The 22742-nt window shown below is 36.2% G+C and carries 17 protein-coding genes; 9 read left to right on the top strand and 8 right to left on the bottom strand.

Features of this window, described 5'->3' with window-relative positions; translation table 11 throughout:
* Nucleotide 1: 1 nt before the first annotated feature.
* The 3 genes from HCX49_RS16375 to HCX49_RS16365 are packed head-to-tail and all read left to right on the top strand — an operon-like array spanning nucleotide 2 to nucleotide 3317.
* The gene (locus HCX49_RS16375; protein WP_168127631.1) at nucleotides 2-1528 is read left to right on the top strand and encodes a RagB/SusD family nutrient uptake outer membrane protein; all 1527 of its coding nucleotides are present in this window, start codon (nucleotides 2-4) and stop codon (nucleotides 1526-1528) included.
* Between the two features lie 11 nt (nucleotides 1529-1539).
* Nucleotides 1540-2232 (top strand): hypothetical protein, encoded by a 693-nt coding sequence (locus HCX49_RS16370; RefSeq protein ID WP_168127630.1) that lies wholly within the window; start codon nucleotides 1540-1542, stop codon nucleotides 2230-2232.
* Between the two features lie 17 nt (nucleotides 2233-2249).
* Nucleotides 2250-3317 (top strand): DUF5007 domain-containing protein, encoded by a 1068-nt coding sequence (locus HCX49_RS16365; protein ID WP_021191981.1) that lies wholly within the window; start codon nucleotides 2250-2252, stop codon nucleotides 3315-3317.
* Nucleotides 3318-3500: 183 nt separating this feature from the next.
* Here HCX49_RS16365 and HCX49_RS16360 read toward each other — a convergent pair whose 3' ends face one another.
* Nucleotides 3501-4301, bottom strand: coding sequence for a hypothetical protein (locus HCX49_RS16360; RefSeq protein ID WP_168127629.1), 801 nt, complete (start codon nucleotides 4299-4301; stop codon nucleotides 3501-3503).
* Between the two features lie 253 nt (nucleotides 4302-4554).
* Between HCX49_RS16360 and HCX49_RS16355 the strand changes: the two genes are divergently transcribed.
* The 3 genes from HCX49_RS16355 to HCX49_RS16345 all read left to right on the top strand — a co-directional run bounded on the left by HCX49_RS16355 (nucleotide 4555) and on the right by HCX49_RS16345 (nucleotide 8772).
* Nucleotides 4555-5733 carry a DUF1343 domain-containing protein gene (locus tag HCX49_RS16355; RefSeq protein WP_339424098.1) on the top strand — a complete coding sequence of 393 codons (1179 nt, stop codon included), beginning with the start codon at nucleotides 4555-4557 and terminating at the stop codon, nucleotides 5731-5733.
* A gap of 426 nt (nucleotides 5734-6159) precedes the next feature.
* A complete protein-coding gene (locus HCX49_RS16350) occupies nucleotides 6160-6942 on the top strand; it encodes a hypothetical protein (RefSeq protein ID WP_168127627.1) in 783 nt (260 codons plus the stop codon).
* Between the two features lie 279 nt (nucleotides 6943-7221).
* Nucleotides 7222-8772, top strand: coding sequence for a sulfatase (locus tag HCX49_RS16345; protein WP_168127626.1), 1551 nt, complete (start codon nucleotides 7222-7224; stop codon nucleotides 8770-8772).
* Nucleotides 8773-8864: 92 nt separating this feature from the next.
* Here the strand turns inward: HCX49_RS16345 and HCX49_RS16340 are convergent, their stop codons facing one another.
* Together HCX49_RS16340 and HCX49_RS16335 are read right to left on the bottom strand one after the other, a co-directional pair.
* Nucleotides 8865-9281: a hypothetical protein gene (locus HCX49_RS16340; RefSeq protein WP_165905863.1), complete on the bottom strand. Its 417-nt coding sequence runs from the start codon at nucleotides 9279-9281 to the stop codon at nucleotides 8865-8867.
* A 497-nt stretch (nucleotides 9282-9778) separates the two neighbouring features.
* Entirely contained in the window at nucleotides 9779-10501 is a 723-nt protein-coding gene (locus tag HCX49_RS16335) for a hypothetical protein (protein ID WP_021191972.1), read from the bottom strand.
* Nucleotides 10502-10602: 101 nt separating this feature from the next.
* Between HCX49_RS16335 and HCX49_RS16330 the strand changes: the two genes are divergently transcribed.
* From HCX49_RS16330 to HCX49_RS16320, 3 genes are all read left to right on the top strand, one after another.
* Nucleotides 10603-11019: a hypothetical protein gene (locus tag HCX49_RS16330; protein ID WP_132769405.1), complete on the top strand. Its 417-nt coding sequence runs from the start codon at nucleotides 10603-10605 to the stop codon at nucleotides 11017-11019.
* A gap of 139 nt (nucleotides 11020-11158) precedes the next feature.
* Nucleotides 11159-11551 (top strand): hypothetical protein, encoded by a 393-nt coding sequence (locus HCX49_RS16325; protein ID WP_021191970.1) that lies wholly within the window; start codon nucleotides 11159-11161, stop codon nucleotides 11549-11551.
* A 218-nt stretch (nucleotides 11552-11769) separates the two neighbouring features.
* Nucleotides 11770-12990, top strand: coding sequence for a hypothetical protein (locus HCX49_RS16320; RefSeq protein ID WP_132769404.1), 1221 nt, complete (start codon nucleotides 11770-11772; stop codon nucleotides 12988-12990).
* Between the two features lie 60 nt (nucleotides 12991-13050).
* Here the strand turns inward: HCX49_RS16320 and lipB are convergent, their stop codons facing one another.
* The 5 genes from lipB to HCX49_RS16295 all read right to left on the bottom strand — a co-directional run bounded on the left by lipB (nucleotide 13051) and on the right by HCX49_RS16295 (nucleotide 22316).
* On the bottom strand, nucleotides 13051-13749 hold the full coding sequence (gene lipB / locus HCX49_RS16315) for a lipoyl(octanoyl) transferase LipB (protein ID WP_021191966.1): 699 nt from the start codon (nucleotides 13747-13749) through the stop codon (nucleotides 13051-13053).
* A gap of 112 nt (nucleotides 13750-13861) precedes the next feature.
* The gene (hflX, locus tag HCX49_RS16310; protein WP_021191965.1) at nucleotides 13862-15049 is read right to left on the bottom strand and encodes a GTPase HflX; all 1188 of its coding nucleotides are present in this window, start codon (nucleotides 15047-15049) and stop codon (nucleotides 13862-13864) included.
* Between the two features lie 226 nt (nucleotides 15050-15275).
* Complete coding sequence (gene recG / locus HCX49_RS16305) at nucleotides 15276-17381, bottom strand: ATP-dependent DNA helicase RecG (protein ID WP_132769402.1); 2106 nt, start codon at nucleotides 17379-17381, stop codon at nucleotides 15276-15278.
* 197 nt (nucleotides 17382-17578) lie between these two features.
* Nucleotides 17579-19246 (bottom strand): RagB/SusD family nutrient uptake outer membrane protein, encoded by a 1668-nt coding sequence (locus HCX49_RS16300; protein ID WP_132769400.1) that lies wholly within the window; start codon nucleotides 19244-19246, stop codon nucleotides 17579-17581.
* 10 nt (nucleotides 19247-19256) lie between these two features.
* The gene (locus HCX49_RS16295; RefSeq protein WP_021191960.1) at nucleotides 19257-22316 is read right to left on the bottom strand and encodes a SusC/RagA family TonB-linked outer membrane protein; all 3060 of its coding nucleotides are present in this window, start codon (nucleotides 22314-22316) and stop codon (nucleotides 19257-19259) included.
* Nucleotides 22317-22742: the final 426 nt, after the last annotated feature.

The raw sequence follows: 22742 nt of genomic DNA, 5'->3' as shown, positions 1-22742 counted from the left end.
TATGAAAATACAGTTTAAACAATATATAAAAATTGGGGTAGCGGCCTTGATTTTAATTGGTTTATTTGGAGCGAGTTCATGTAATAAAGACTTGGAAAATAAATTGATAAACGATACGTATTCAGATACGTATTGGCAAAATGAAAAAGATATCAATGGTGCCGTTTTAGGGACATATGGTTTATTCCGTAAGGCAATGACTACAAACCAATGTTTTTTTATTTGGGGAGATGCACCAATAGGAATATTAACAACGCTTGAAGGAACAAATCATTCAGGAGTATATACATCTGGTAATTTTGCACTTCCATATCGTGAAACAGGGGTTCATAATTGGACAAACTGGTATCGAGTGGTCGATTTATCCAATCTGATTATTAAGCGGGTACCAGAACTTGATGATAATAAATTTTCATCGGGAAATAAGAACTATCTTTTGGGGGAGGCATATTTCATGCGGGCGCTGGCTTATTTTTATATGTCTCGTGTCTGGGGCGATCTTCCATTGCAAACTACGCCAACTGAAACGGCTAATCAGGCTGTTTTGAAAGGAAGAACTCCTACAGATGAAATTCTTAAATTAATTGTCGAAGATGCACAAAAAGCATCATCATTATTAACTTGGGAGGGTGTTGAAGGCAACGGTAGACGTCGTGCTAATAAAGCGGCTGCATTAGCTTTACTAGCCCACACAACTGCTTGGCAAAATGACTATGCTAAAACTATTCTTTATACAGATTCAATAATTTCAAAAAAGGAAATCTTTTCATTGCAACCAAAAGGAAGTATTCGTAATGTTTTCAAAGATGCAAATGCAAAAGAGAATATTTTTGTATTTACAACTAAAGATAGTGAAAATGAATCATCACAATATGATGGTAATGTAAACATATTTTCTGCTGCAGTAGGATTCATAACTGTTTCGAATCAAATTTATGTCAACATGCCGTTTAATGTACCAAATTATTTTATTACAAATTCAAAACTTGATGAAATTTACGGAGATAACTCAGTTGAAGATTCGCGTAAATTAGAATTCTTTCGTAATATGACGAATACTGAAAACAACTCTTTAATGAAGTATTCAGATATTGTTTATAAAAATGCTGCCACCAATTCGGACCCTCGACTAGAAAGTAATTATGTGATATTCCGTTTGGCTGATATGATTTTATTAAAGGCTGAAGCACTAAACGCTCTAAATCGTGATGGAGATGCGTTGACAGCTGTAAACAGCATACGAACGAGAGCAGGTGCAAAAACGATGTTAAATAGTGGTGGAGCAAACCTTAAACGTGATATATTAAAAGAAAGACAAAGAGAATTAATTGGAGAAGGACATGCGTATTTTGATATAGTGAGAAACACATGGAAATCAGGAAATAATAATTTATTTGTTCAATTGACTTCTTGGAGTATGGATGCAGGAAGATTAGCTCAAAAAGGTTATTTATTTCCTATTCACAATACAATATTAAATACTAATCGTTTAATCACCCAGAACCCATATTGGATGGGTAGATATTAATGAAGAAAATTATGAAAAAAATAATATTCCTAACAGCAGTAATTATTGGTTTTTTTACGAGTTGTAAAAAAGATGACGTAATCGATGGTAGATTAAGTATTGGTTACGTTAATATGACTACTTATGATTTTTTGAAATCACATCCTCAACATTTGTTTGATACAACTTTGATGATTATAGATAAAGCTGGATTGAAGGATAAGGTCAATGCTGCAAAAACATTTTTTGTTCCTACGAATTATTCAATTCGTAATTTTCTGTTGTCGAAACAGCAAGAAATTCGCAAACAGAATGAAAAATTGAATTTCAATATTGATTCGTTATTTAAATACTACACACCTAAAATGTTGCAGGATTCAATGAGTGTTTATTTTTTCTCGGGTAGAATTACACGTGATGATCTGACCGAGGCCGGTACTATTTATCAGACGGAGGAACCATCTACTAAATTATTAGCAACTTTAGAACAATCAACAAGTAATGATTACTTGGTAGATGGTATTATTTCGCAAGGACCAAAATTTATTTATTTGACTAAGATTATTGGTGAACGTGATATTATGAAAAATGGTTCATTGAATGATCCCTCAGGTAATACAAAGTTAAATGATATCAGGGTCTTGTGCCAGACAACAGGACTTTTAACTAATACAGGAGTTATACATGTTCTGAATAACACACATATTTGGGCTTTTAGGAGATAATTTTAAATTGAATCAAAATGAAAATTAATTATAAAAAAATTATTATAGCCACTGCGGTTTTCTCTCTTTTTTACACAGGGTGTAAGAAAATAGAAGTCGGTTATTTGAGTGATAATATTCGTTATGGATCTAATCCTATAACGGTTGATCAGGGCACATTTTATATCGCAACTGGAATTATTCCTGATGCTTCCACTCCTCCATTTAAAATCACTTTATTGGATATTAGAAATAAAGAAACTGGAAAACGAGAAGAAGCTTTTTTTAAAGAGTCTGATGTTGTGGTCTGGAAGGAAAAATATGATCCCAAAACTGATACTACTCTGGAAATTATAAATAGTAAAAGAGCTATTGAAAAGAGATTACCTTTTACAGTTTTGGAAAAAAGTGGTCAATTCATGTTTACACAAGCAACAGATAAAGTTCCAGTCGGTGATTATGAAGTTGATTTACGTGTTGAAAATCCCAAAGGAACTAAAGATTATAAAGGGATAACGACTGTTCGACTTTCTCCTGTTAAGGAATATTCTTATGAAAATGCACCTTACTTTATTGCTGTTGAGGCTAATAGTGAAACAAGTATTCGTTATCCGTATGATGACCAATGGGTTGATCAAACTAAAGGTCAAACCACAAATACAACGTTAAAAATAACACGTGTTGCAGATGGACCAAATCAAATAGTACTAAAAGTTATTGACAAAAATGGAGCAGTGTTTCCAGGTAAAGCATTAGAGAGAAGACCTTCTGGAAATGATTTTCTTAAAACATTGTCAACATTTGCATATAAAACAACTGTTACTGATACTGCTGTCTTATATGATTATGCGCAGACAAGATTTCCAGATATTTACTGGGATACTCAATCAAACGGTCTTAACTGTTATTATAGAATATACTCGCAATGGATAAAATCCGTAGATTACGCTGATTCTAAAAATTGGAATCCACCATTTGGTCTAAATTATTTGACGCAGGAGGGACCAGTGAAATTAAATATTCGTTTCAATACAAAAATTAATAGACCTGGTAAGTATATTTATGAGCTTCATTTGAAAGCAACTAAAAATCCAAATGCAAAATAAGCTATAGAGTGATTTAACTATATTTTTCAATATAGTGCTCGGACTCGATTTTAATTGTCTTTTGTTAAGACTTTAAGAATTGATAGATTAATTAAGAAAACCTCGAACTTCAGTTTCGAGGTTTTCTGTTTTAAGGGAAAACTAATCTGATCATCTATTGTCTGGAATATTCAAATTAATTATTTACTCATACATGGTTGAAGCCGTAAAAATTGTTGGATATATAAGTAAAGTCTGCGCGCACAGGATAGCACTTTTTATTTCATATTCAGTTCCGCTTTTTAAGCCATTTATCACATAATAAGTTTTCCTTGGTCCATTCAATGAGCCGGTTCCAGAAGAATGAAATTGTGGAGTTTGTAACCATTGATCTTGTGTGTTTTTCTCTCTGTATAGAAGAACTATGTATGTATTTAAACTTAAATCATTAGGAAACAATACTAAAATTTCATTATCTTTTTTATGTAAATCAGTATTATTAGGTCCAACATTAGTGATTATGTCAGGAAATTGTGGACTTGTTAGTGAAGATGGATACGTGCAATTATTATTTCCACTTCCTGAAGATATTGTGATGCTTTTTGTTAAAGAAATGTTTTTAATAATTCCATTTATTAAATAATCAAAAGTCGCCTTAATATTATATTGTTTTGAAGCAATACCTTGGAAATTTGCGGTTCCAGTACTACCAAAGATTGCAGAATTCTGATAGGTTCCGTCAACACCCAGGCATTCTATTGACCCATTGATTTGGGTTGCTCCGGAAACTCCTACTAAAGTGGCCTTTGTATTGATGATTGTTCCGCTGACAGTGACTTCTAAAGTTATAGATGGAGGACCATTAGCTAAGAGATTAATGTTTTGAGACTTTGTACTGCTAATTTTGTTTAGCTCATCTTTTGTGATTTCAGTTCCATTTTGTTTAGAACAGCTAAATAAAAGCACAACTAGAAACAAAGTAAGTTTGTAAATTGAATTTTTCATAATTTTTTAGGGATTAGTTATGTGAATTTATGTAAATATTTCTATTTATTATGTTGATATTTTTGACACTTTATAAGTGTTTTAATCAGTCAATACTGTAATAAATAATATCTACATAAGTTAAGCGTCTTTTTTATACCTCAATTTTCTTCCATTCCAAAATAAATGAAATCACTATCTTTATATAGATTACACTTGTAACCCTATTATGATGAATGCTAAACAATTAATCAGTTTTATGATAGCCATTTGTATGATGCTTACGATTGGTAAAGCACAGACAAAATTAAACTATTGCAACGATCAGATACGAACCGGAGCAGAACAGACGGAAAAATACCTACCCTATTTAAAAGATAAACGAGTTGCCATATTAGGCAATCCATCAACAGTAATAAAAGAGCGCCATCTTGTCGATAGCCTTTTGCTCAGAGGAGTTAATATTGTCAAGATTTTTGGCCCAGAGCACGGCTTTAGAGGAAATGCAAGTAATGGAACCGAAGTATCGGACGAAAGAGATCCCACAACGCAGATACCCATAATTTCCCTGTACGGAAATAAGAAAAAACCAACAGCAAAGGATTTAGCAGATGTCGATATCTTTATTTTTGATGTGCAGGACATGGGCGTCCGTTTTTATACCAATATCAATACCTTACGGGATATAATGGAAGCGTGTGCCGAAAATGGTAAAGAGTTGCTTATCCTTGATAGACCAAATCCCAATGCATACCTCATTGATGGACCCATACTCGATATGAAACATAAATCAGGAATCGGTCAGTTCCCGGTACCCATTGCCCACGGTATGACTACGGCCGAATTTGCTCAGATGATCAACGGAGAGAAGTGGATGGCAACAGACCGTAAATGCAAATTGAAAATCATTCCAATAGAAGGGTATAACCACAGTATGCTATATAAATTACCTGTCAGCCCATCACCGAATCTCAATACTGAACAGAGTATAATTCTATACCCCAGCACCTGCCTCTTTGAAGGAACCAAATTGAATCACGGTCGTGGAACAGATTTTCCATTCACCATTGTTGGCAGTCCGATATATAAAGGAATCTTCACATTTTCCTTCACACCCGTTAGTAAAAAAGGAATGAGTGAAACACCACTGTTCATGAATGAAGTCTGTTACGGATTAGATTTACGAGATTATGATTTGCAAAGTCTCGTTGACAGTAAAGAGATCAATCTTTCATGGATAAAAGAAATGTACAATAAATCCCCAGAAAAAGATAAATTCTTTGACCAGAGCTATTCCAAGCAAATCGGTAGTATCGAAAAGCTGGCCGGAGTAGACCAATTTCGAAAGCAGATAGAGAACAATGTGAGCGATCAGGAAATCAGAGCAAGTTGGAAAGCAGGTTTAGAAAGCTATAAAAAGATGCGTCAGAAATATGTCCTTTATAAAGATTGATGTAATACCGGAAAAAATCACTTATTCTACAGGTGGCACATCATTTTCATTAAAACCAATTAAAACACGCCATTAATCGGCAGTGGTTTGAAGTTTCTTTGAGAATCATTCGAGACAAGTAGGAGACAAGTTCGGCGATGGTATGCCTTCTGTTCGGCGTTTGTTTGCCTCCTTGCCGAACCCCTCCCGAACAATAGGCGAAAGAGAGTCGAACCATTCCCGAAGGTGTTCCCTATGAATGTCAAGGCACTACCGACTCAATCCCGAATAAAGTATGGACTTTCACGGACTTCTACGGACTTACATGGACTTTTACGCACTTAAATTTACTGAATGTAGAGATATGAGCTAGTTGATTCATAAAGCTAATAATTGTATTTATCCAATAAATAAACTATTTTTAGTAAAACCAGTATAGCATAAATCATGTTCGATTTCGAAAAACCTAAGAATCCATATCGAAAAAAAGGAAAAGATTATAATTTGTCAGAGAACAGCAAATTAGCAGGAGCAGATTTCGCATACTCCAATACATTAGCCAGCAGGATTTATAAGCAGATGAAAATCATACAAGATGATTCCGCTAAGTACGAATCCTTCTTACGTCTCAAAAAGAAGCTTTACATGGTCATTCGAAATGATCGTCAACATGATCTAGGACAATTGAAATTAGGATACGGGAACATAAATCCGCTAAAGAACTTCCGTTTTTCACCAAAGACTAGTTGGCAAACTTTCTTTATGAATTATCCCACAACAAATTTTGACGCGGAGAAAGAAGAATTATGTATAAGTACTCCACCGATTTTAGCCCGTGAACTAGATACACTTCCTGAAAGAGTAAGAAAAGTTATTCTGAAGATGCATATCATTAAAGTGTCCATAGATGATGAAAATACAGTTGATATAAGTTCAAGTAAAGAGTTGGTTATAGTTAAGGGTGATGATGTCGAATCACGATCGGTCATTTTTTCCATTAAAGATAAACCCAATGTGCTATTATTATGTGTGGCCACCGTACGGATGTGGCTGTTATCCACAGATCGTAAAGAGGAATTTCTGACCCTAAACACAAAATATATGACTGCAGAAATATTTGATGCCATATTGATTCGTAACGGTCAGATCTGCAAGTTTGAAGAGGAAACAAATAAAGAAAGCCGTCCTTCGGAATTTCCAGATTCAGATGAAGAACTAGATTGGGTGTAATAAGTTTTGAAATTTTAATAAAAGTAATATTTTGTGAGCTTGTGCTTCCGTAGAATCATTTTAATTTATCGTTCTTAGAGTTTGAGCAGCCTCCGACCTGGAGAGGAAAGGCCGTAAATGAAGCTTTTGCTAAATAATGATTTTTTAAAAGATATATCCATTACTAGGGGAAATTAATAGTAACAGGAAGCCCTCTGATCTGCTCAGGGGCTTTTGCATTTAAGAACCAAATTTGATTAAAGAATAATACTTTGTAAATTAGGACATATAAATCTAAACATGCTATTTAAAAAATCAACCTTCTTCCTGTTATTATTTTCTTGTGCAATCGGAAGTGGCCAAGTTCATGCCCAAACAAAAGAACGACCGAATATTATCGCATTCATCGTAGATGATATGGGATGGGAAGATACTTCGGTTCCTTTTTGGAAAGAAAAAACTTCGTTAAACAATTTTTATCAGACACCGAATATGGAACGTCTGGCGAACCAAGGTATGAAATTTACACAGGCTTATGCCAGTAGTGTTTGTTCTCCAAGCCGGGTAAGTTTAATGAGTGGCATGAATGCCGCACGACATCGGGTGACCAATTGGACATTAAACAGAAATGCTTCCGTAGATGCTAAAGATGATGAGTTGGATTTTCCTTTGTGGAACGTAAATGGTATGCAACCCGTTGATACCATAGAGCGATCTGTATTTGTCAATTCCTTGCCTCAACTATTAAAGGAAAACGGATATTTAACCGTTCATGCAGGAAAGGCTCACTTTGGAGCTGTGGGAACACCTGGAGCTGATCCTATAAATTTGGGGTTTGATGTGAATATTGCCGGTCATGCAGCGGGTGGTCCTGGTAGCTTTCTGGGAACAGAAAATTTTGGGAATAATAAAGATGGAACGCCCAAAAGTCCTTGGGGAGTACCGGGTTTGGAAGAATATTACGGTCAGGATATATTCTTGACAGAAGCATTGACGCAAAAAGCACTAAAAGTTTTGAATGACTCATTGTCAAATCAAAAACCTTTCTTTTTGTATATGTCACATTATGCAGTGCACGTACCTTTTAATGCAGATAAACGGTTCTATCAGAAATATATTGATAAAGGAGCCACTCATGTTGAAGCACAATATGCTTCAATGGTAGAAGGTATGGATAAGAGCCTCGGCGATATGATGGATTTTTTGGAAAGTAAACATTTGACTGATAATACGATCATCCTCTTTATTTCTGACAATGGTGGTTATGCGATACAGGATCGTGGCAGAACATGTAAAAAACACAGATGGAATGAACCTTTAAAAAGTGGCAAAGGATCGGCATATGAAGGTGGGATAAGAGTACCCATGCTGGTTAAGTGGCCCGCTGTTGTTAAAGAAAATTCGGTAACGGAATATCCCGTTATAATAGAGGATATATTTCCGACAGTATTGAACATGGCAGGAGTTAAAAAAACAAAAACTGTGCAACATATAGACGGAGAAAATTTTATTTCTGTACTGAAAGCGAATAAGCAGGTAAATCGTAAATCGGCCATATATTGGCACTTTCCAAATAGCTGGGGCGAGACTGGACCCGGAATAGGTGCAACAAGTACAGTGAGAGACGGTGACTGGAAACTGATCTATTGGCATAAAACGCAGAAAAAAGAACTGTTTAATATCAAGAACGATATCGGAGAAGAGCAAGATCTTGCGATGAATAATCCCAAAATTGTAAAAAGGTTATCACATAAGCTGGGAGGCTATTTAAGACATGTAGATGCTCAGATGCCAATTATTAAAAATACTAAAGCTTCTGTTCCTTATCCAGACGTAGTTTCTGATCGGTAGTACTTCGTAATAAATTTTGGTAAATGATATATGAAAATAACAAAACAAAGCCCTCTATAATATTTTAGAGGGCTTTTACTTTTTTTAGCTATCTAATTTATTCCTGAGTTTAATTTATGCTCCAAACATTTTTCTATTCCTCCCACAGCATGTATCGTCTGCAGAGCAATGGGAAGATTAGTGAGAAATTGTGCAATGGGAATTATACTGTCCGCACTTTGTATGAAAGAATCTTTTAATGAGGTAATGGAAAAACTTTCTATTAATTCATCCATGATTTCGTACCATTCTCTATGAGTTTTGAAACGAAACATTCGAGCTAAGAAATCAGGAGGATAGATTCCTAAGTTATTATTGCACGAACAAGCTATCTCGTGTTTATGATTTAAGAATAAATCTTTTTTCTTACATTTTTGTAGGTCTGATTGGATGAAAATCAACCACGCGAGGTCGATTGCATAACCGATATTCATATAAATGTAACCATAGTTGAAATCTTGGCAGCGCATCCTGCTACTGACAGAAATATTAACAAGGTGGTTGAAATTTTTACTCCAGTCCGTATTGCTTTTTGCAAATTTCTCTAAAGAGTTTGAATAATTCTTAAAGGTATATTTAGGTAAATACCTAAACTCTTTCCATTTTAGTTTTTTTTTTCATGATTGTAATATTGGATTATTATGCTGTTGGGTAGCATTAAATAGGCTGTCTGAAAGGCTATATCAAGGGGGGTATGTTGTGTTCATTTGCTACATTTTAGTTTGTGTTATTTCTTGTCACATCTTTTTGGTGAGAATGGAGATGAAATGTAACATTGTATTCAGACGCCTTATTATTTATTTGTTTTATAACATATTTTTTTCGTTAAATGCTCTGTTTTTTTAAGATTATAGAGATTGTAAGGTTGGCTGAATACAGGTCATGTTCTCTTTTAAAGTGTTTACCGGGTCAAGATGATCTGTTGCTTCCATATATAGTCCTGTTATTTTCTGTGTAGCTCCTTCTTTTATATTTGCGCCTTATTCTCTGTTTCCAGTTTTGTCGAGTTTATTTCCGACATTTTTTCTTCATCTCGTATATCATGAGGATCGTCTAATGATTCATTATTTGATTCCGCTTCTTCACGTGGTTTCCTTGATTCCATATGAACATAGGGAGGTAGAGGAATAGTGATACCCCCATGCTCATAGATATAATAAAGTGCGTACGCCAAACGAATGAGAAACTCGCGAATAACGACAATTTTATCACCGAAATGTTCATCGCCGATAGATCTTTTTAAAGTTAGCTGTTCCATCAGGCCATCCATGGTTTTATACCATTTTTGTAAGGGCTGATAAGAGAAAAACTTACGAATCAAATCGTAGGGGCTTTTTTTATTATTACAAGTGAATTCAGGTCCATACGAATAATTGAAGTAATCTTTTCTTGTGTCAAATAATGTTAAGGGATTCTTATGTTTGGGTAGTCCACATTGTTTAAAAATAACATAAGCTATTTCCATCTGCTTAATCATTTGATGGCAATTGTAGCCATTTTCGGGATAACCACCGGTCGACATCGCTGGATAAGCTCCAGTTGTTACAAAGAGATTGATATCCTTTTGCCAGTTAATGATATCAGTTTGCTGTTGGAAAAAATCACGGATGTAGATCATGGGATTTTTGATATTCTTTTTACTTAAATAGCGAAAATGTTTCGCTTTTAGTTTCTTTTGCGTATTTTTCATAATGGAAATTTTGGTTTAAAATGGTTTTAATTATCTTCATAAAACTAATTTAGGGATTATTTTAAGTCAAAACAAATTATTTTAAGATTAAATTTGCACATATGAGTGATTATTTGAAGAGAATTAAGCTTGTTGCTGATCGGGAAGGTATGAGTGTTTCTGCTTTAGAAGCTACTATTGGGGCCAGTAAAGGCGTTTTTACAAGAGCCCTGAACAACGGGACAGATATTCAATCAAAGTGGCTAATCAGCTTGTTAGAAAATTATCCCGATTATTCAGCAGAATGGTTACTAAGAGGTGAAGGAGCTATGTTATGTGCTAAATCAATCGTTAAAGAATTTAATGAGACCTACTTAACAGCCGAACAGGAAGGCATTAGTAATGCTGTAATTAATGCCTTACATCAAGTAATAGCATCTCAAAATGCAACAATTAAATCCCAGGAAAAGATAATTTCCTTCATGGAGCGACAATTATCAGTTTACGAACAGGAAAATACATCGTCAAAAAAGGAGTAACCCATACGGGGTGATATTTAAGTAGGGATAAAGTAATATTGAAATAGCGTAAAATAACACGCAGAAATTGCGAGTTAAGAGGTTATAATGATGAGAGCGCTGTGTTGCATCATAAAGTATAGGTTAAAAAAGAGAAATCATGTCGGGAGTTAAAGAACGTGTGTTATTAATTGCAGAAAGTAAGGGGATAAGCAAAGCTATTTTTTTTGAAGGCTTGGGATTTTCTTATGCTAATTTTAAAGGCGTTCAAAAATTTTCAGCACTTAGTTCGGATGCAATGATAGCGATCTTAACTAAATATAATGATATATGTCCAACCTGGTTACTGATGGGTACAGGTGAAATGTATAGGAACAGTAACGGTGATGAAAGGGTTTCTCTTGAACATTCCAAGCAGCGCCCAGATGATAATGCAATTAAGATGGACGAGGCAATGAATAAAGTGATCAATGCTTTGGAACAGACGATAAGAACACAAGAGAAGACAATTCTTGCCCTTGAAAAGCAAATTGGTTTCTTGGAAAAAGAATAGGGTCGGGTATCATTGCACCTGATTTCTATAAATTAGGCCAATATTGACTCAAGAAAATTTGTATAGTACAATATTTCGTTATTATAATTTTAAAAAAATAACGGATTCAAGTGATTTTATTGCCGTGGTTTTCGTTTATTTTTGTCTCATGGAGGTGAACTGTCGAATATAAGAATTATTATTGCTAAGATCTTTTAATAATTAATAATACCATATTTATGTTGGGAAGACTATATCGTTTGTTTGCTGTGTTACTTTGTTTTACAACACTTGATACTGTTGCTCAATCGGCCGGTGATCGTCCTGTTTACACTTCAGAATGGGGGCATCTCTATCGAACCGAAAATAACAAAATGGATCTGCTGGGGATATTTCCGACGGAAGCTCCTGTATATGTTTTGGACTCTACAAAAACACAATATAAGGTGCAGGTGAGTAATGGGGATATTGGGTTTATAATGAAGCAACCTCTCCAACGGGCAATGTTTGGTAAGCGATCAGCGGGTGAACCTGCGCAATATTTCTATCGGGGTACACAAGGAAGCCAGTGCCCTCATTTTTTTGTTCAGGTATCGGAATTACGGGTGCGTAAAGCTCCAGATGTTTCAAGCACTGCAGTAAGAAGAGCAAGACTCAATGAGCTGGTCTGTATCGATTACTTTCCGCTCTACACGGACGGTTGGGTATATGTGGGTGATCACTTTCATGAGAGACCAGAATTCATTCAGGCAAAATTTCTAGGTGCGGAATTGACCTATGATAAAGTGTTAAAAGAATATCTCAAAGTAAAAGGTAAGGATCAAAAACAGGAAATTTTATGGGTAGGAAGACTCCGGGAAATTGCCTGGACCGATGATAAAAAATTAAAACAGGCATTGACATTTTGGAAAGAGTCATTCGAAAATGCTGGATTACAGGACCCGAAAGTTGATATTGATTTTGAATTGTATCTGGCAGATTGGTTTCAAGTTCGTCCGGCATTCGATGTGGTGGAGAAGCAGGTGACATCTTTACGGATGCATTTCGATTGGAAGGGGTTGCTTCTTTATGATGGGAAGATAACAGAAAGTCAGATGAAGCAACTTCAGATGCAAAAAGTATCGGTTATTCCGGATATGCCCGAATGCGGTTGGGAACCTGTATATTATTATCGATCTGATAATAATATCGTGGCATTTGAAGAAAATGTCAAGGGAAAAGTTTTTGGGTCCGTATATCAGGTTACCCTCAGCAATGAGCTAGCCTTGTGGATGGGAGAGGAGCGAATCGATATGAATTATGATGAAAAGGAATTTGTGAAACATTTTGGACATCTGGTTTCGACCGACTGGATCGGTGCCCCGCATGTTTATCGAATCCCCGATGGTGACGCAGGCCTATTTATGATCACTTTTGAAAATGGAAAAGCCGTCCGTTATGAATGTATGTTTTATTGTTAGAAAAGTCAATTAAAGATAAAATAAAAAAGGACCTGAAGCTTTTGTAAGTCCTTTTTTATTTTAAACCAATTCCATAGCGAAGAGATTGGCGATATGCCCTTTTAGCTTATCTTTTACTTCGTTAATATTGGGTTTATAGCCCAGTTCTCGCTCCATAGAGGTAACGTCTTTGTCGTCTATACCACAGGGTACAATATTTCCAAAATAGCTTAGATCGGCATTTACATTGAATGCAAATCCATGCATGGTTACCCATCGGCTTGCGCGGACACCCATCGCGCAGATTTTCCGTGCCTTTTCGTTGTCCCCATCGATCCATACACCTGTAAAACTTGGGTATCTTCCTGCCTGAATTCCATAATCATTTAGGGTTAGGATGATCGCCTCTTCTAACGTGCGTAGATAAAGATGAATATCGGTAAAGAAATTATCTAAATCCAGAATTGGGTATCCAACAATCTGACCAGGACCATGATAGGTAATATCACCGCCACGGTTGATCTTATAGTAGGTTGCTTCTTTCTCTTCGAGCGCTTTTTCATCCAATAAAAGATGTTCAGGTTTCCCAGATTTCCCTAAGGTATATACATGAGGGTGCTCGTTGAAAATTAAAAAGTTTTCCGTTGGAAGTTCTGTGCTGTTAACCCGGTTTTCATGTTTTACAGCTAAGGTTTTATTAAAAATCTCTTCTTGTCTATCCCAGGCTTCTTGATAGTCAACCAAGCCCCAATCGATAAAGGTTACTTTTTTATTTTGCATAGTGATGTGGCTATATGCGTTTTAGCCCAGTTTGAAATGATTAAAGCACGCTTGATTTTACATTGGATATAACCTGTTTTTCAAGCGTACTTTAAGTACTTATAAATTCGGATTAGTAAAGCAAATTATTATAAGGATATCTTTCACGGTGAATTTCCACAATGATATCGTATAATTTTTGTTTAAATTCCTCTAAGTTTGTTTTATTTGTAGCTGAAATGAAGATTGCTGGATCAGCATTCTTGGCCATCCAGCTGTTTTCAAAATCTTCCAATGTTACTGTTTTTTCACCTTCTTCACCCTCTTCAACTGTCGGTACATAAGCATCAATTTTATTGAATACCGTAATGATTGGTTTATCTAAAGCTCCAATATCTTTCAATGTCTCATTAACAGCGATAATATGATCTTCAAAATTTGGGTGTGAAATATCAACCGCATGAATCAATACATCCGCTTCGCGAACTTCGTCTAATGTTGATTTAAAACATTCAACTAAATGATGGGGAAGTTTACGGATAAAACCTACAGTATCGGATAATAAGAATGGTAAATTATCAATCACTACTTTACGAACGGTTGTATCTAATGTTGCAAATAATTTGTTTTCAATCAAAACATCCGATTTTGAAATCATGTTCATGATGGTTGATTTCCCGACATTGGTATAGCCGACTAAAGCAACACGTATCATTTCACCCCGATTTTTACGTTGTGTTTCATTCTGTTTGTCAATCAGATCAAGACGTTCTTTTAAAACAGTTATTTTATTTAAAATAATACGTCTATCAGTTTCAATCTGACTTTCACCAGGACCACGCATACCAATACCACCACGTTGGCGTTCCAAGTGGGTCCATAATCTTGTCAACCTGGGTAATAAATACTGTAATTGTGCTAATTCAACTTGTGTTTTTGCTTGCGCACTTTTAGCGTGGCTTGCAAAAATATCTAAAATTAAATTTGATCTGTCTAATATTTTAACTTGAAGCTCACGTTCGATATTACGTAATTGAGAAGGAGATAATTCATCATCAAAAACGACCATATCAATTTCTTCTGCGATAACAAAAGCTTTAATATCTTCCAATTTTCCTGCCCCTACATAGGTAGAGCGATCTGGATAAGTTAATTTTTGCGTGATAATACCTTTTGTTATCCCGCCTGCAGTTTGAACTAAAAATTCTAATTCTTCAAGATACTCGTGTGCTTTTTCCTCGCTTAATCCCTGAGGAATTACACTCACGAGTAAAGCTGTTTCGGGTCTTACTGCGGTGTCGTATATTTTGATTTTTGCCATTGTTTTCTATTCTAATTTTGTATTGCTTATTAAGATTTTGCATGAGTAGGCCCAGGGGCACTGCAAAAAGACGTGAAAATGATGTGACGTCATAGCACGATGACTCAATAATAATACAAAGATAATCGTTTTTAGTTTAATTGTTTTATGCCAAAAGCGGATCCTATAATTTTATTAAAGAAGCTTATAGACTAATGCATAATGGAATAGGAGGGAGATAAGTACTTTATGAGATCTTATCCCATGCAATACCGTCCGTTTTTCTAGCGAGGTATTGTCTGAGTGATGCATGACGTTCTTCTGTCATTTCTGGATCTTCCTTGAAGATATCAATAACAGAATTTCGGGCTTCTGACAGAAGCTGTTGGTCTGTTGCAAGGTTGGCCAATTTTAATTCCAGTACACCAGATTGTTGCGTACCTGAAATATCGCCCGGACCACGAAGTTCTAAATCAACTTCTGCGATTTCGAATCCATCATTTGTTCGTACCATTGTATTCAATCGCAACTTCCCTTCCTTGCTCAACTTATTACTTGACATTAAGATACAGAACGATTGCTCTGCACCACGGCCAACCCGTCCTCTCAACTGATGGAGCTGAGATAAACCAAATCGTTCCGAGTTTTCAATAATCATGACAGAAGCATTGGGAACATTAACACCGACTTCAATTACGGTTGTTGCAACCATAATCTGGGTTTCATGTTTCACAAAACGTTGCATCTCAAAATCCTTATCTTTGACAGGCATCTTGCCATGGACAATACTGATCTTAAATTCAGGAAGCGGAAATTCACGTTGGATATTTTCCAGACCTGCTTCTAAGTATAATAAGTCTAGTTTCTCACTTTCCTTGATCAGTGGAAATACAACATACACCTGTCTCCCCTTTGCTATTTCTTCACGGATAAGACCAAACATGCGCAATCTGGAGCTCTCGAAAAAATGAACTGTCTTAATCGGTTTTCTTCCCGCAGGGAGTTCGTCGATAACCGAAATGTCCAAATCGCCATACATAGTCATTGCCAAAGTACGCGGAATAGGGGTAGCGGTCATCACGAGCATATGTGGTGGAATGCTATTTTTACGCCAAAGTTTAGCGCGCTGTTCAACTCCAAACCGGTGTTGTTCGTCAATAACAACAAAACCTAAATTCTTAAATTTGACTTTGTCTTCAATTAAGGCATGGGTTCCTATCAGGATATCCAACGAACCATTTTCCAATTCTTCATGTATGATACGGCGTTGCTTAGTACTCGTAGAGCCTGTTAACAATTTAATATTGCAGATATCCTCTCCCAGTAACTCTTTTAGCCCCGTATAATGTTGGGTTGCTAATATTTCTGTTGGTGCCATCATGCAAGCTTGAAAACCGTTGTCTATGGCCAAAAGCATAGTTAAAAGTGCAACCACTGTTTTCCCAGATCCCACATCGCCCTGCACCAAACGATTCATTTGTGCGCCGGTAACAGTATCCTGTCTGATCTCTTTGACGACACGTTTCTGTGCGTTGGTCAACGGAAAAGGAATCCGTTCTTTGAAAAAGGTATTGAATTTGTCGCCGACTTTAGAGAAAATCTGTCCCCTGAATTTTTTAGTATTGAGCTGTTTATTTTTTAGTAATTTGAGCTGAATATAGAATAATTCTTCAAATTTGATACGTTTTATGGCCTGCGTCAGTTCCTCTTGACTCTGTGGAAAATGAATCGCAACAGTGGCTCTGACTTGGTCCATCAATTGATGCTTGGCCAATAAATAAGCTGGTAGCTGTTCAGTGAGTTGACGAAATACGGTTTCTAAAGCAGTCTGCTGTAATTTTTGAATCCCTTTACTGTCCAAGTTGAACTTCTTCAGTTTCTCAGTGGAGGAGTAGACAGGTTGCAAAGTCATATTACCCAGGTTTTTTACTTGAGCTTGATAAGGTTCCATTTCGGGATGTGTGATCGATATCTGTCCGTTAAATACAGATGGTTTGCCATAGAGCACATAGGCCGAACCTACTTTTAATGATTTCTGTAACCAGGTGATCGATTGGAACCACACCAGTTCGATGCTCCCTGTTTCATCTTTGAATTGTCCAACCAAACGTTTTGCTCTTTTTTCACCAACTTCTTTAAGCCCAATAAGTCTCCCTAATACTTGGGCCGAATACATATCGGCATCCAGTTGTCTTATTTTATGAAATACGGTACGGTCAATATAGCGAAAAGGGTAATAACTAAGCAGATCACCAATGGTGAAAATTTGCAATTCTTTTTTAATTACATCAGCTTTCTGAGGGCCTACGCCTTTCAGATATTCTATTGGGGTTATTAAAGATAAATCAGCCATTCTTCTACTTTGCTAATTTAAGGATTTTACTTAAAAATTTAGCAAAATAGTATAGATGATTGCTAAAGTTGTTGTATATGTTAATTAAAAAGGAGTATTTAGTCCGGTGATGTGGTATCAGATATTTTTTTCGCATATTAATAAAAAAGGCTGCCCCTTTATTGAAGAGGCAGCCTTTAAATAGGATAAGATGTTGATTAAAAATTTCCTTTATTCACATCCCACCATAGACGTGTACCGCCGTTATCAGCACCGCCAAGTAATGAAATGGCATTCTGTACCTCAGCTGCATTCGTGTTGTACTCATTTTGTGGAAATGGTAAACGACGGATCTGAATCTTAGTGTCAATAAGACCAGCGCTATTATTCACCGCAACAGGGAATAATTTTGGATATCCGGTTCTACGGAACTCACTCCAGGCTTCTTGTCCTTCTGGGAAGATCGCTAACCATTTTTGTGTAATAATACGTTCCAACTTTTCTTCATTAGAGGCTGCATCATTCCATTGAATAGTTAAGTTAGTTGGTGCAGCTGCATTATTGCTTGCATTGAATGGATCAACGTAAGCAGCAGCTTTACTCGTATTGTCTTGTAAATAGGCCGATAAACCGCTTACGCCCCATTGTGCAAAAGAGGTTTCAACACCTTTTTCGTAAAGTGATTTTGCTGTTCCACCAACATTTGCCCAACCTCTCAATGCGCCTTCAGCACGTAAAAAATAGACTTCAGCAGCAGTCATTAAAATTGGGGCAGTGGTTGCTGTGAATGACGGCGTACTTCCTCCCGTATTAAGCGCTGATAACATCTGGTATTTGTCTTTTTCAATACCTGCTGCACCTGTACGGATACCAATGTATTTGCCCGCGAAGCCGGTTGTCTGTTTGTCAACTGGTACTGGCTCCATATATTTGGAAATACGTGGATCGCCGTAACCTGTCATGTATGACTGTAAAGAAGCATTCATACGGGTATCTGCCCAATTCTTTGAAATAAACCAAAGGGGATTGCTGAATGTACCGTCTGTAGGAACTTTTACTTTGAAGTTTTCACTATTCGCTTCAATAACGCCACCATTTGCTGGATCTAACGCTTTCTCTGCTTGTGCTTTTGCTAGTTGAGGTTCAACTTTTACAATACGCACAGCAAAACGCAAGCGAAGTGAGTTAGCTAATTTTAACCAGTTCTTAAAACGTGTTTGGTTATCCAAATTCGGATATACTAAATCGATCTCTTCAATTTTGTCGGTCATTGGACTTTGGGCATTAAATGACTTTAAAGCCTCCGTCGCTTCATCTAATTCTTTGAAAAAAGCAGTGTAAAGATCAGCTTGCTTATCATAAGGAATATCTCCAGATGTGCCTACTTTGCTATATGGAATAGGTCCGTAAATATCAGTTACACGATTAGCAGCAGCTACCTTAATTACTTTTGCGGCTCCGCCAAGTGCTGGATAGTTTTTATCCAATCCATTTTTTTGTAGTTTATCAATAGATTTGATCACATCAAGGTAAAGCACTTTAAAGGGTTCACCATTCCAGCCATTTACCATAGCGTAATTCAGGTTATTTTGACCGCTATTGAAAGGTGTAGGGGACATGAAATAACCAGAGAATACGTCGGCATTCAAATTTTGTTGAAGTTGATATGAATTTGGATCACCACCTCCAGAAAAATTGTAGATGGCCATCTGTGCTGTTTTGAAGAATAGTACTAAATCTTTTCCATCGGCAGCCAGGTCTTCATCTGTCAGGCCGTTGTTGTTTTTGTTATATTCTTCGAAGTTTTTTGTACAGCTGCTCATGGCACTTCCAAGTACCACAAAAGCTAACATCAACTTACTTATATTTTTGAAATTGTATTTCATCGTTGTTTTATTAAAAAGTTGCATTCAAAGTAAGACCATAATTACGAGTTGGAGGCATCATGAAGATATCGACTCCACTTAATGTATTGCCGGTAGACATGGTCACTTCCGGGTCAAAAGGTGCTTTCTTAGTAAAGTAGAATAGATTTCTGCCGACTGCCGAAACGCGGAGCTTTTTAAAGAAACTATCATTAAGATTAAAGTCATAGCCTAGCACTAATTCACGTAGTCGAACAACTGTTCCGTCATAAATATATTGACTGCTTACAGGTCCCATACCACCAACGGTTGTATACCATTTCTCTGCTGCAACATTTGTTACTTCAGCACCAGCAGCTGTAATGCCATTGATTGTTACACCTCCATTAGCGCGGGCATCTCCACTTGCTTTTGAAACACCATAACCGTCAAGAAGCGCTTGTGTTATGGACATCACTTCGTAATCAAACTTACCGTCGATCAAGAAACTTAAGTTGAAGTTTTTGTAACTAAAGCTATTGTTCAATCCCATTTGCCAAATAGGATTTGAATTTCCTAATTTGGTATAATTGGAATTCTTTTGGGGAGTACCGTCTGCCGAGACTAGAATACGGCCTTGATCATCACGAGCAAAATCTTGACCATAAATGTCACCAAAAGAACCGCCTACTTCAAATTTGGAAGCGTAATTGTTACGTCCATCTCCGGTTAATGCAAATTCTTTAATGCGATCATCTAATTTGATAATCTTATTTTTGTTATAAGTGAAGTTTAAACTTGTTGTCCAGGTAAAATTGTCATTCTTAATGGCATCTAATGACACTAATGCTTCAACCCCTTGATTTTGGATATCTCCAGCATTGATGGCATATTGATCATACAATGATGCTTGACTGGCAGCAATTTTGAAGAACTGATTCTTCGTATTTGTCTTATAGTAGGTTACATCTACGTTTAAACGGTTGTTCCACATACGCCATTCAGTACCAATCTCTAATGAATGTGTTTTCTCTGGTTTAAGACCCTTAAGAAAAGCAATATCATTGAGGTTGATAACACCATAAGCATTCAGATTATTGGTTAATAAGGTGGTGTAAGGAGGTAAATCATTACCAACGATAGCATATGAACCCCTAATTTTGGCCATGTTGACAAAATCAGGCATATTCAATTTGTCGTTTAAGACAACACCTAAACCTACTGATGGATAAAAGAATGAATTTGATTCTGTGAAAGCAAGTGTACTTGACCAATCATTACGAGCAGTTAAATCAAGATATAACCATTGATCGTATGATAGATTAGCACTGGCAAAAACAGATTGCAGTTGTCTTCTGTTATTTGATAAACCTGTCGGAGTAGGTGTAGTCGAATTCTGAATGATAAACTGATTTGGATATTGCAGACCTGCTGTTCCACTGGTGTAATCTACTCCTTCAGTCTTCCAGTCTGTAATACTTGTTCCCACGACACCGGTAATCTGAAGCTTATCGTTCACATTGAAGTTCATATTGGCGATTAGATCACCATATTGTTGTGTGATGGTTGTATTCGTGTAATTATAGCCGCCATTTGGTCTAGCTAAAATATTTTGAGTACCTGCATATATTTTTCGATCCCAAACTTCACTTGTACGATCTACACTTCCACGTGCTTGAACATTAATCCATGGTGCAATTTGATATTTGGCACTTCCATTTAATAATAAACGGTTTCTTTTAGAACTGTTCTGGTTTCTGTTTACGATCCACCATGGGTTTTGTTGGGTTGTAGGATCATCGGATAAAGTAAACCAGTTCTGATCATAAAGATTACGGCTTGGATTAAATTTCTCAAAATCTTTGTAAGGTGAAATATCAATACTACGAGGCAATAAATAAAGTCCTACTAGAGGATTATAATAAAAACCAGATGTTGGTGCATTATCCAATTTTTGGGTAATATAATTGGCACTTCCTTCAACCGTTAATTTGTCATCAAAGAATTTAGCACTTTCTTTCAGATTGAAATTGTGACGGGTCATGTCATTATTTGGCGTGATTCCTTTTGCTAAGGTGTTCGCGTAAGAAAAATAAGTTTGATTTTTCTCGTTTCCGCCTGATAATGTCAATGAATTTGTAAAATTACTCCCTGTTCTTAAGAACTTGTCAACATTATTAAAATTAGCTTGATCGCTTTTCTCTCCCCAACTGGATACACTTGTCGCACTAGATTTTCCACCCGATCCTTGTCCATATTGATTTTGAAATTCGGGTAAAGATGTTGCTTGTTCGATTTGTGCACTGGAAGAGAAATTGACGGTTGTACGTCCTCCTTTTCCAGACTTTGTTGTAATCAGAATAACACCGTTTGCCGCTTGGCTACCATATAAAGCCGCAGCAGATGCTCCTTTTAGTACAGAGATATTTTCAACATCTTCTGGATTGATCATAGCAATTGGATCTCCGGGATCGCGTTGGCCACCAAATACGTTATCAGGTTGTGTTCCTAATGTCTGATTATTGATAGGTACACCATCAACAACATATAATACCTGATTGTTGCCTGATGCAGATTTATTACCTCTAAGCACAACTTTAGCAGAACCGCCGGGGCCCGATGAACTGGAAGCAATATTGACACCTGCAACTTTACCATTTAGATTATTGGCTAAGTTGGTGCTTTTTACGCGATTCAGTTCATCACCTTTGAGTTGTTGGGTCGAATAAGTTAAGGATTTTTGAGAACGGCTAATTCCTAGTGCTGTAACGACTACACTTTCTAATTGTTGTGTCTGCGGTACAAGACTCACGTTGATAGTAGTCTCATTTGGCCCTAATGTAACAGTTTTGGTTTCGTAACCAATCACACTAATGCTCAAAATACGATTCTTATCGTCAACGTTAATTTGAAAAACACCATTAGCATCCGTAGAACTAGCTTTAGAAGTACCTAGAACTTTAATGGTTGCTCCAGCTATTGCGGCTTTAGATTGGCTGTCCACAATAGTACCCTTTACTTGATTATTTTGGGCATGGAGTAAAGATGCTGAAAAAAGCATTGTCGGAACAATACCCAGTATCTTTAATGTAGTTTGTAATTTACTATTCATTCAGTAATATGTGTTATGATCTAATTATGTCTTTACACATTTCATAAGAATAGATTTATTGTAAATGGCTAATTCAATTTAGCACATTGGTCAGTAGATGTCTCATATTGAAGATAGGTAGGATACGTAATTTCGCAAATGTGAATAAATATCAATACAAGGTAAAAATAAGAAGGATTCTTATTCTAGGAATCTAATGTACTACTGTTCTATAAAATTTAAAAGAGTTTTATAACATATGTGATATATTTTAACATTTTTTTCCTGTAAATAGCTATTTATCAGGTTGTTTTATTTCAATGTTTTTTACAGGGAAATTATGTTTTGTATCATAATTTGTTTTAATCTCATAAAATATATGTTCAGACGTACAGGGGGAGATCAAAAAAAATCGGCCAATACTTTAAGAGCTTAGCCGATTTTAAA

The sequence above is a fragment of the Sphingobacterium sp. B16(2022) genome (assembly GCF_012030425.1).
Taxonomy (GTDB): Bacteria; Bacteroidota; Bacteroidia; order Sphingobacteriales; family Sphingobacteriaceae; genus Sphingobacterium; species Sphingobacterium anhuiense.
The sequence above is the reverse complement of the archived record's forward strand: the minus strand, read 5'-3'. Positions and strand labels throughout refer to the sequence as shown.

Excerpts from the sequence above, each read along its gene's own strand:
- hflX (WP_021191965.1), bottom strand. The coding sequence starts at position 15,049 with ATGGCAAAAATCAAAATATACGACACCGCAGTAAGACCCGAAACAGCT.
- HCX49_RS16350 (WP_168127627.1), top strand. The coding sequence starts at position 6,160 with ATGTTCGATTTCGAAAAACCTAAGAATCCATATCGAAAAAAAGGAAAA.
- HCX49_RS16375 (WP_168127631.1), top strand. The coding sequence starts at position 2 with ATGAAAATACAGTTTAAACAATATATAAAAATTGGGGTAGCGGCCTTG.
- HCX49_RS16325 (WP_021191970.1), top strand. The coding sequence starts at position 11,159 with ATGTCGGGAGTTAAAGAACGTGTGTTATTAATTGCAGAAAGTAAGGGG.
- recG (WP_132769402.1), bottom strand. The coding sequence starts at position 17,381 with ATGGCTGATTTATCTTTAATAACCCCAATAGAATATCTGAAAGGCGTA.
- HCX49_RS16320 (WP_132769404.1), top strand. The coding sequence starts at position 11,770 with ATGTTGGGAAGACTATATCGTTTGTTTGCTGTGTTACTTTGTTTTACA.
- HCX49_RS16295 (WP_021191960.1), bottom strand. The coding sequence starts at position 22,316 with ATGAATAGTAAATTACAAACTACATTAAAGATACTGGGTATTGTTCCG.
- HCX49_RS16365 (WP_021191981.1), top strand. The coding sequence starts at position 2,250 with ATGAAAATTAATTATAAAAAAATTATTATAGCCACTGCGGTTTTCTCT.
- HCX49_RS16345 (WP_168127626.1), top strand. The coding sequence starts at position 7,222 with ATGCTATTTAAAAAATCAACCTTCTTCCTGTTATTATTTTCTTGTGCA.
- HCX49_RS16355 (WP_339424098.1), top strand. The coding sequence starts at position 4,555 with ATGATGCTTACGATTGGTAAAGCACAGACAAAATTAAACTATTGCAAC.
- HCX49_RS16340 (WP_165905863.1), bottom strand. The coding sequence starts at position 9,281 with ATGCGCTGCCAAGATTTCAACTATGGTTACATTTATATGAATATCGGT.
- HCX49_RS16335 (WP_021191972.1), bottom strand. The coding sequence starts at position 10,501 with ATGAAAAATACGCAAAAGAAACTAAAAGCGAAACATTTTCGCTATTTA.
- HCX49_RS16360 (WP_168127629.1), bottom strand. The coding sequence starts at position 4,301 with ATGAAAAATTCAATTTACAAACTTACTTTGTTTCTAGTTGTGCTTTTA.
- HCX49_RS16330 (WP_132769405.1), top strand. The coding sequence starts at position 10,603 with ATGAGTGATTATTTGAAGAGAATTAAGCTTGTTGCTGATCGGGAAGGT.
- HCX49_RS16370 (WP_168127630.1), top strand. The coding sequence starts at position 1,540 with ATGAAAAAAATAATATTCCTAACAGCAGTAATTATTGGTTTTTTTACG.
- lipB (WP_021191966.1), bottom strand. The coding sequence starts at position 13,749 with ATGCAAAATAAAAAAGTAACCTTTATCGATTGGGGCTTGGTTGACTAT.
- HCX49_RS16300 (WP_132769400.1), bottom strand. The coding sequence starts at position 19,246 with ATGAAATACAATTTCAAAAATATAAGTAAGTTGATGTTAGCTTTTGTG.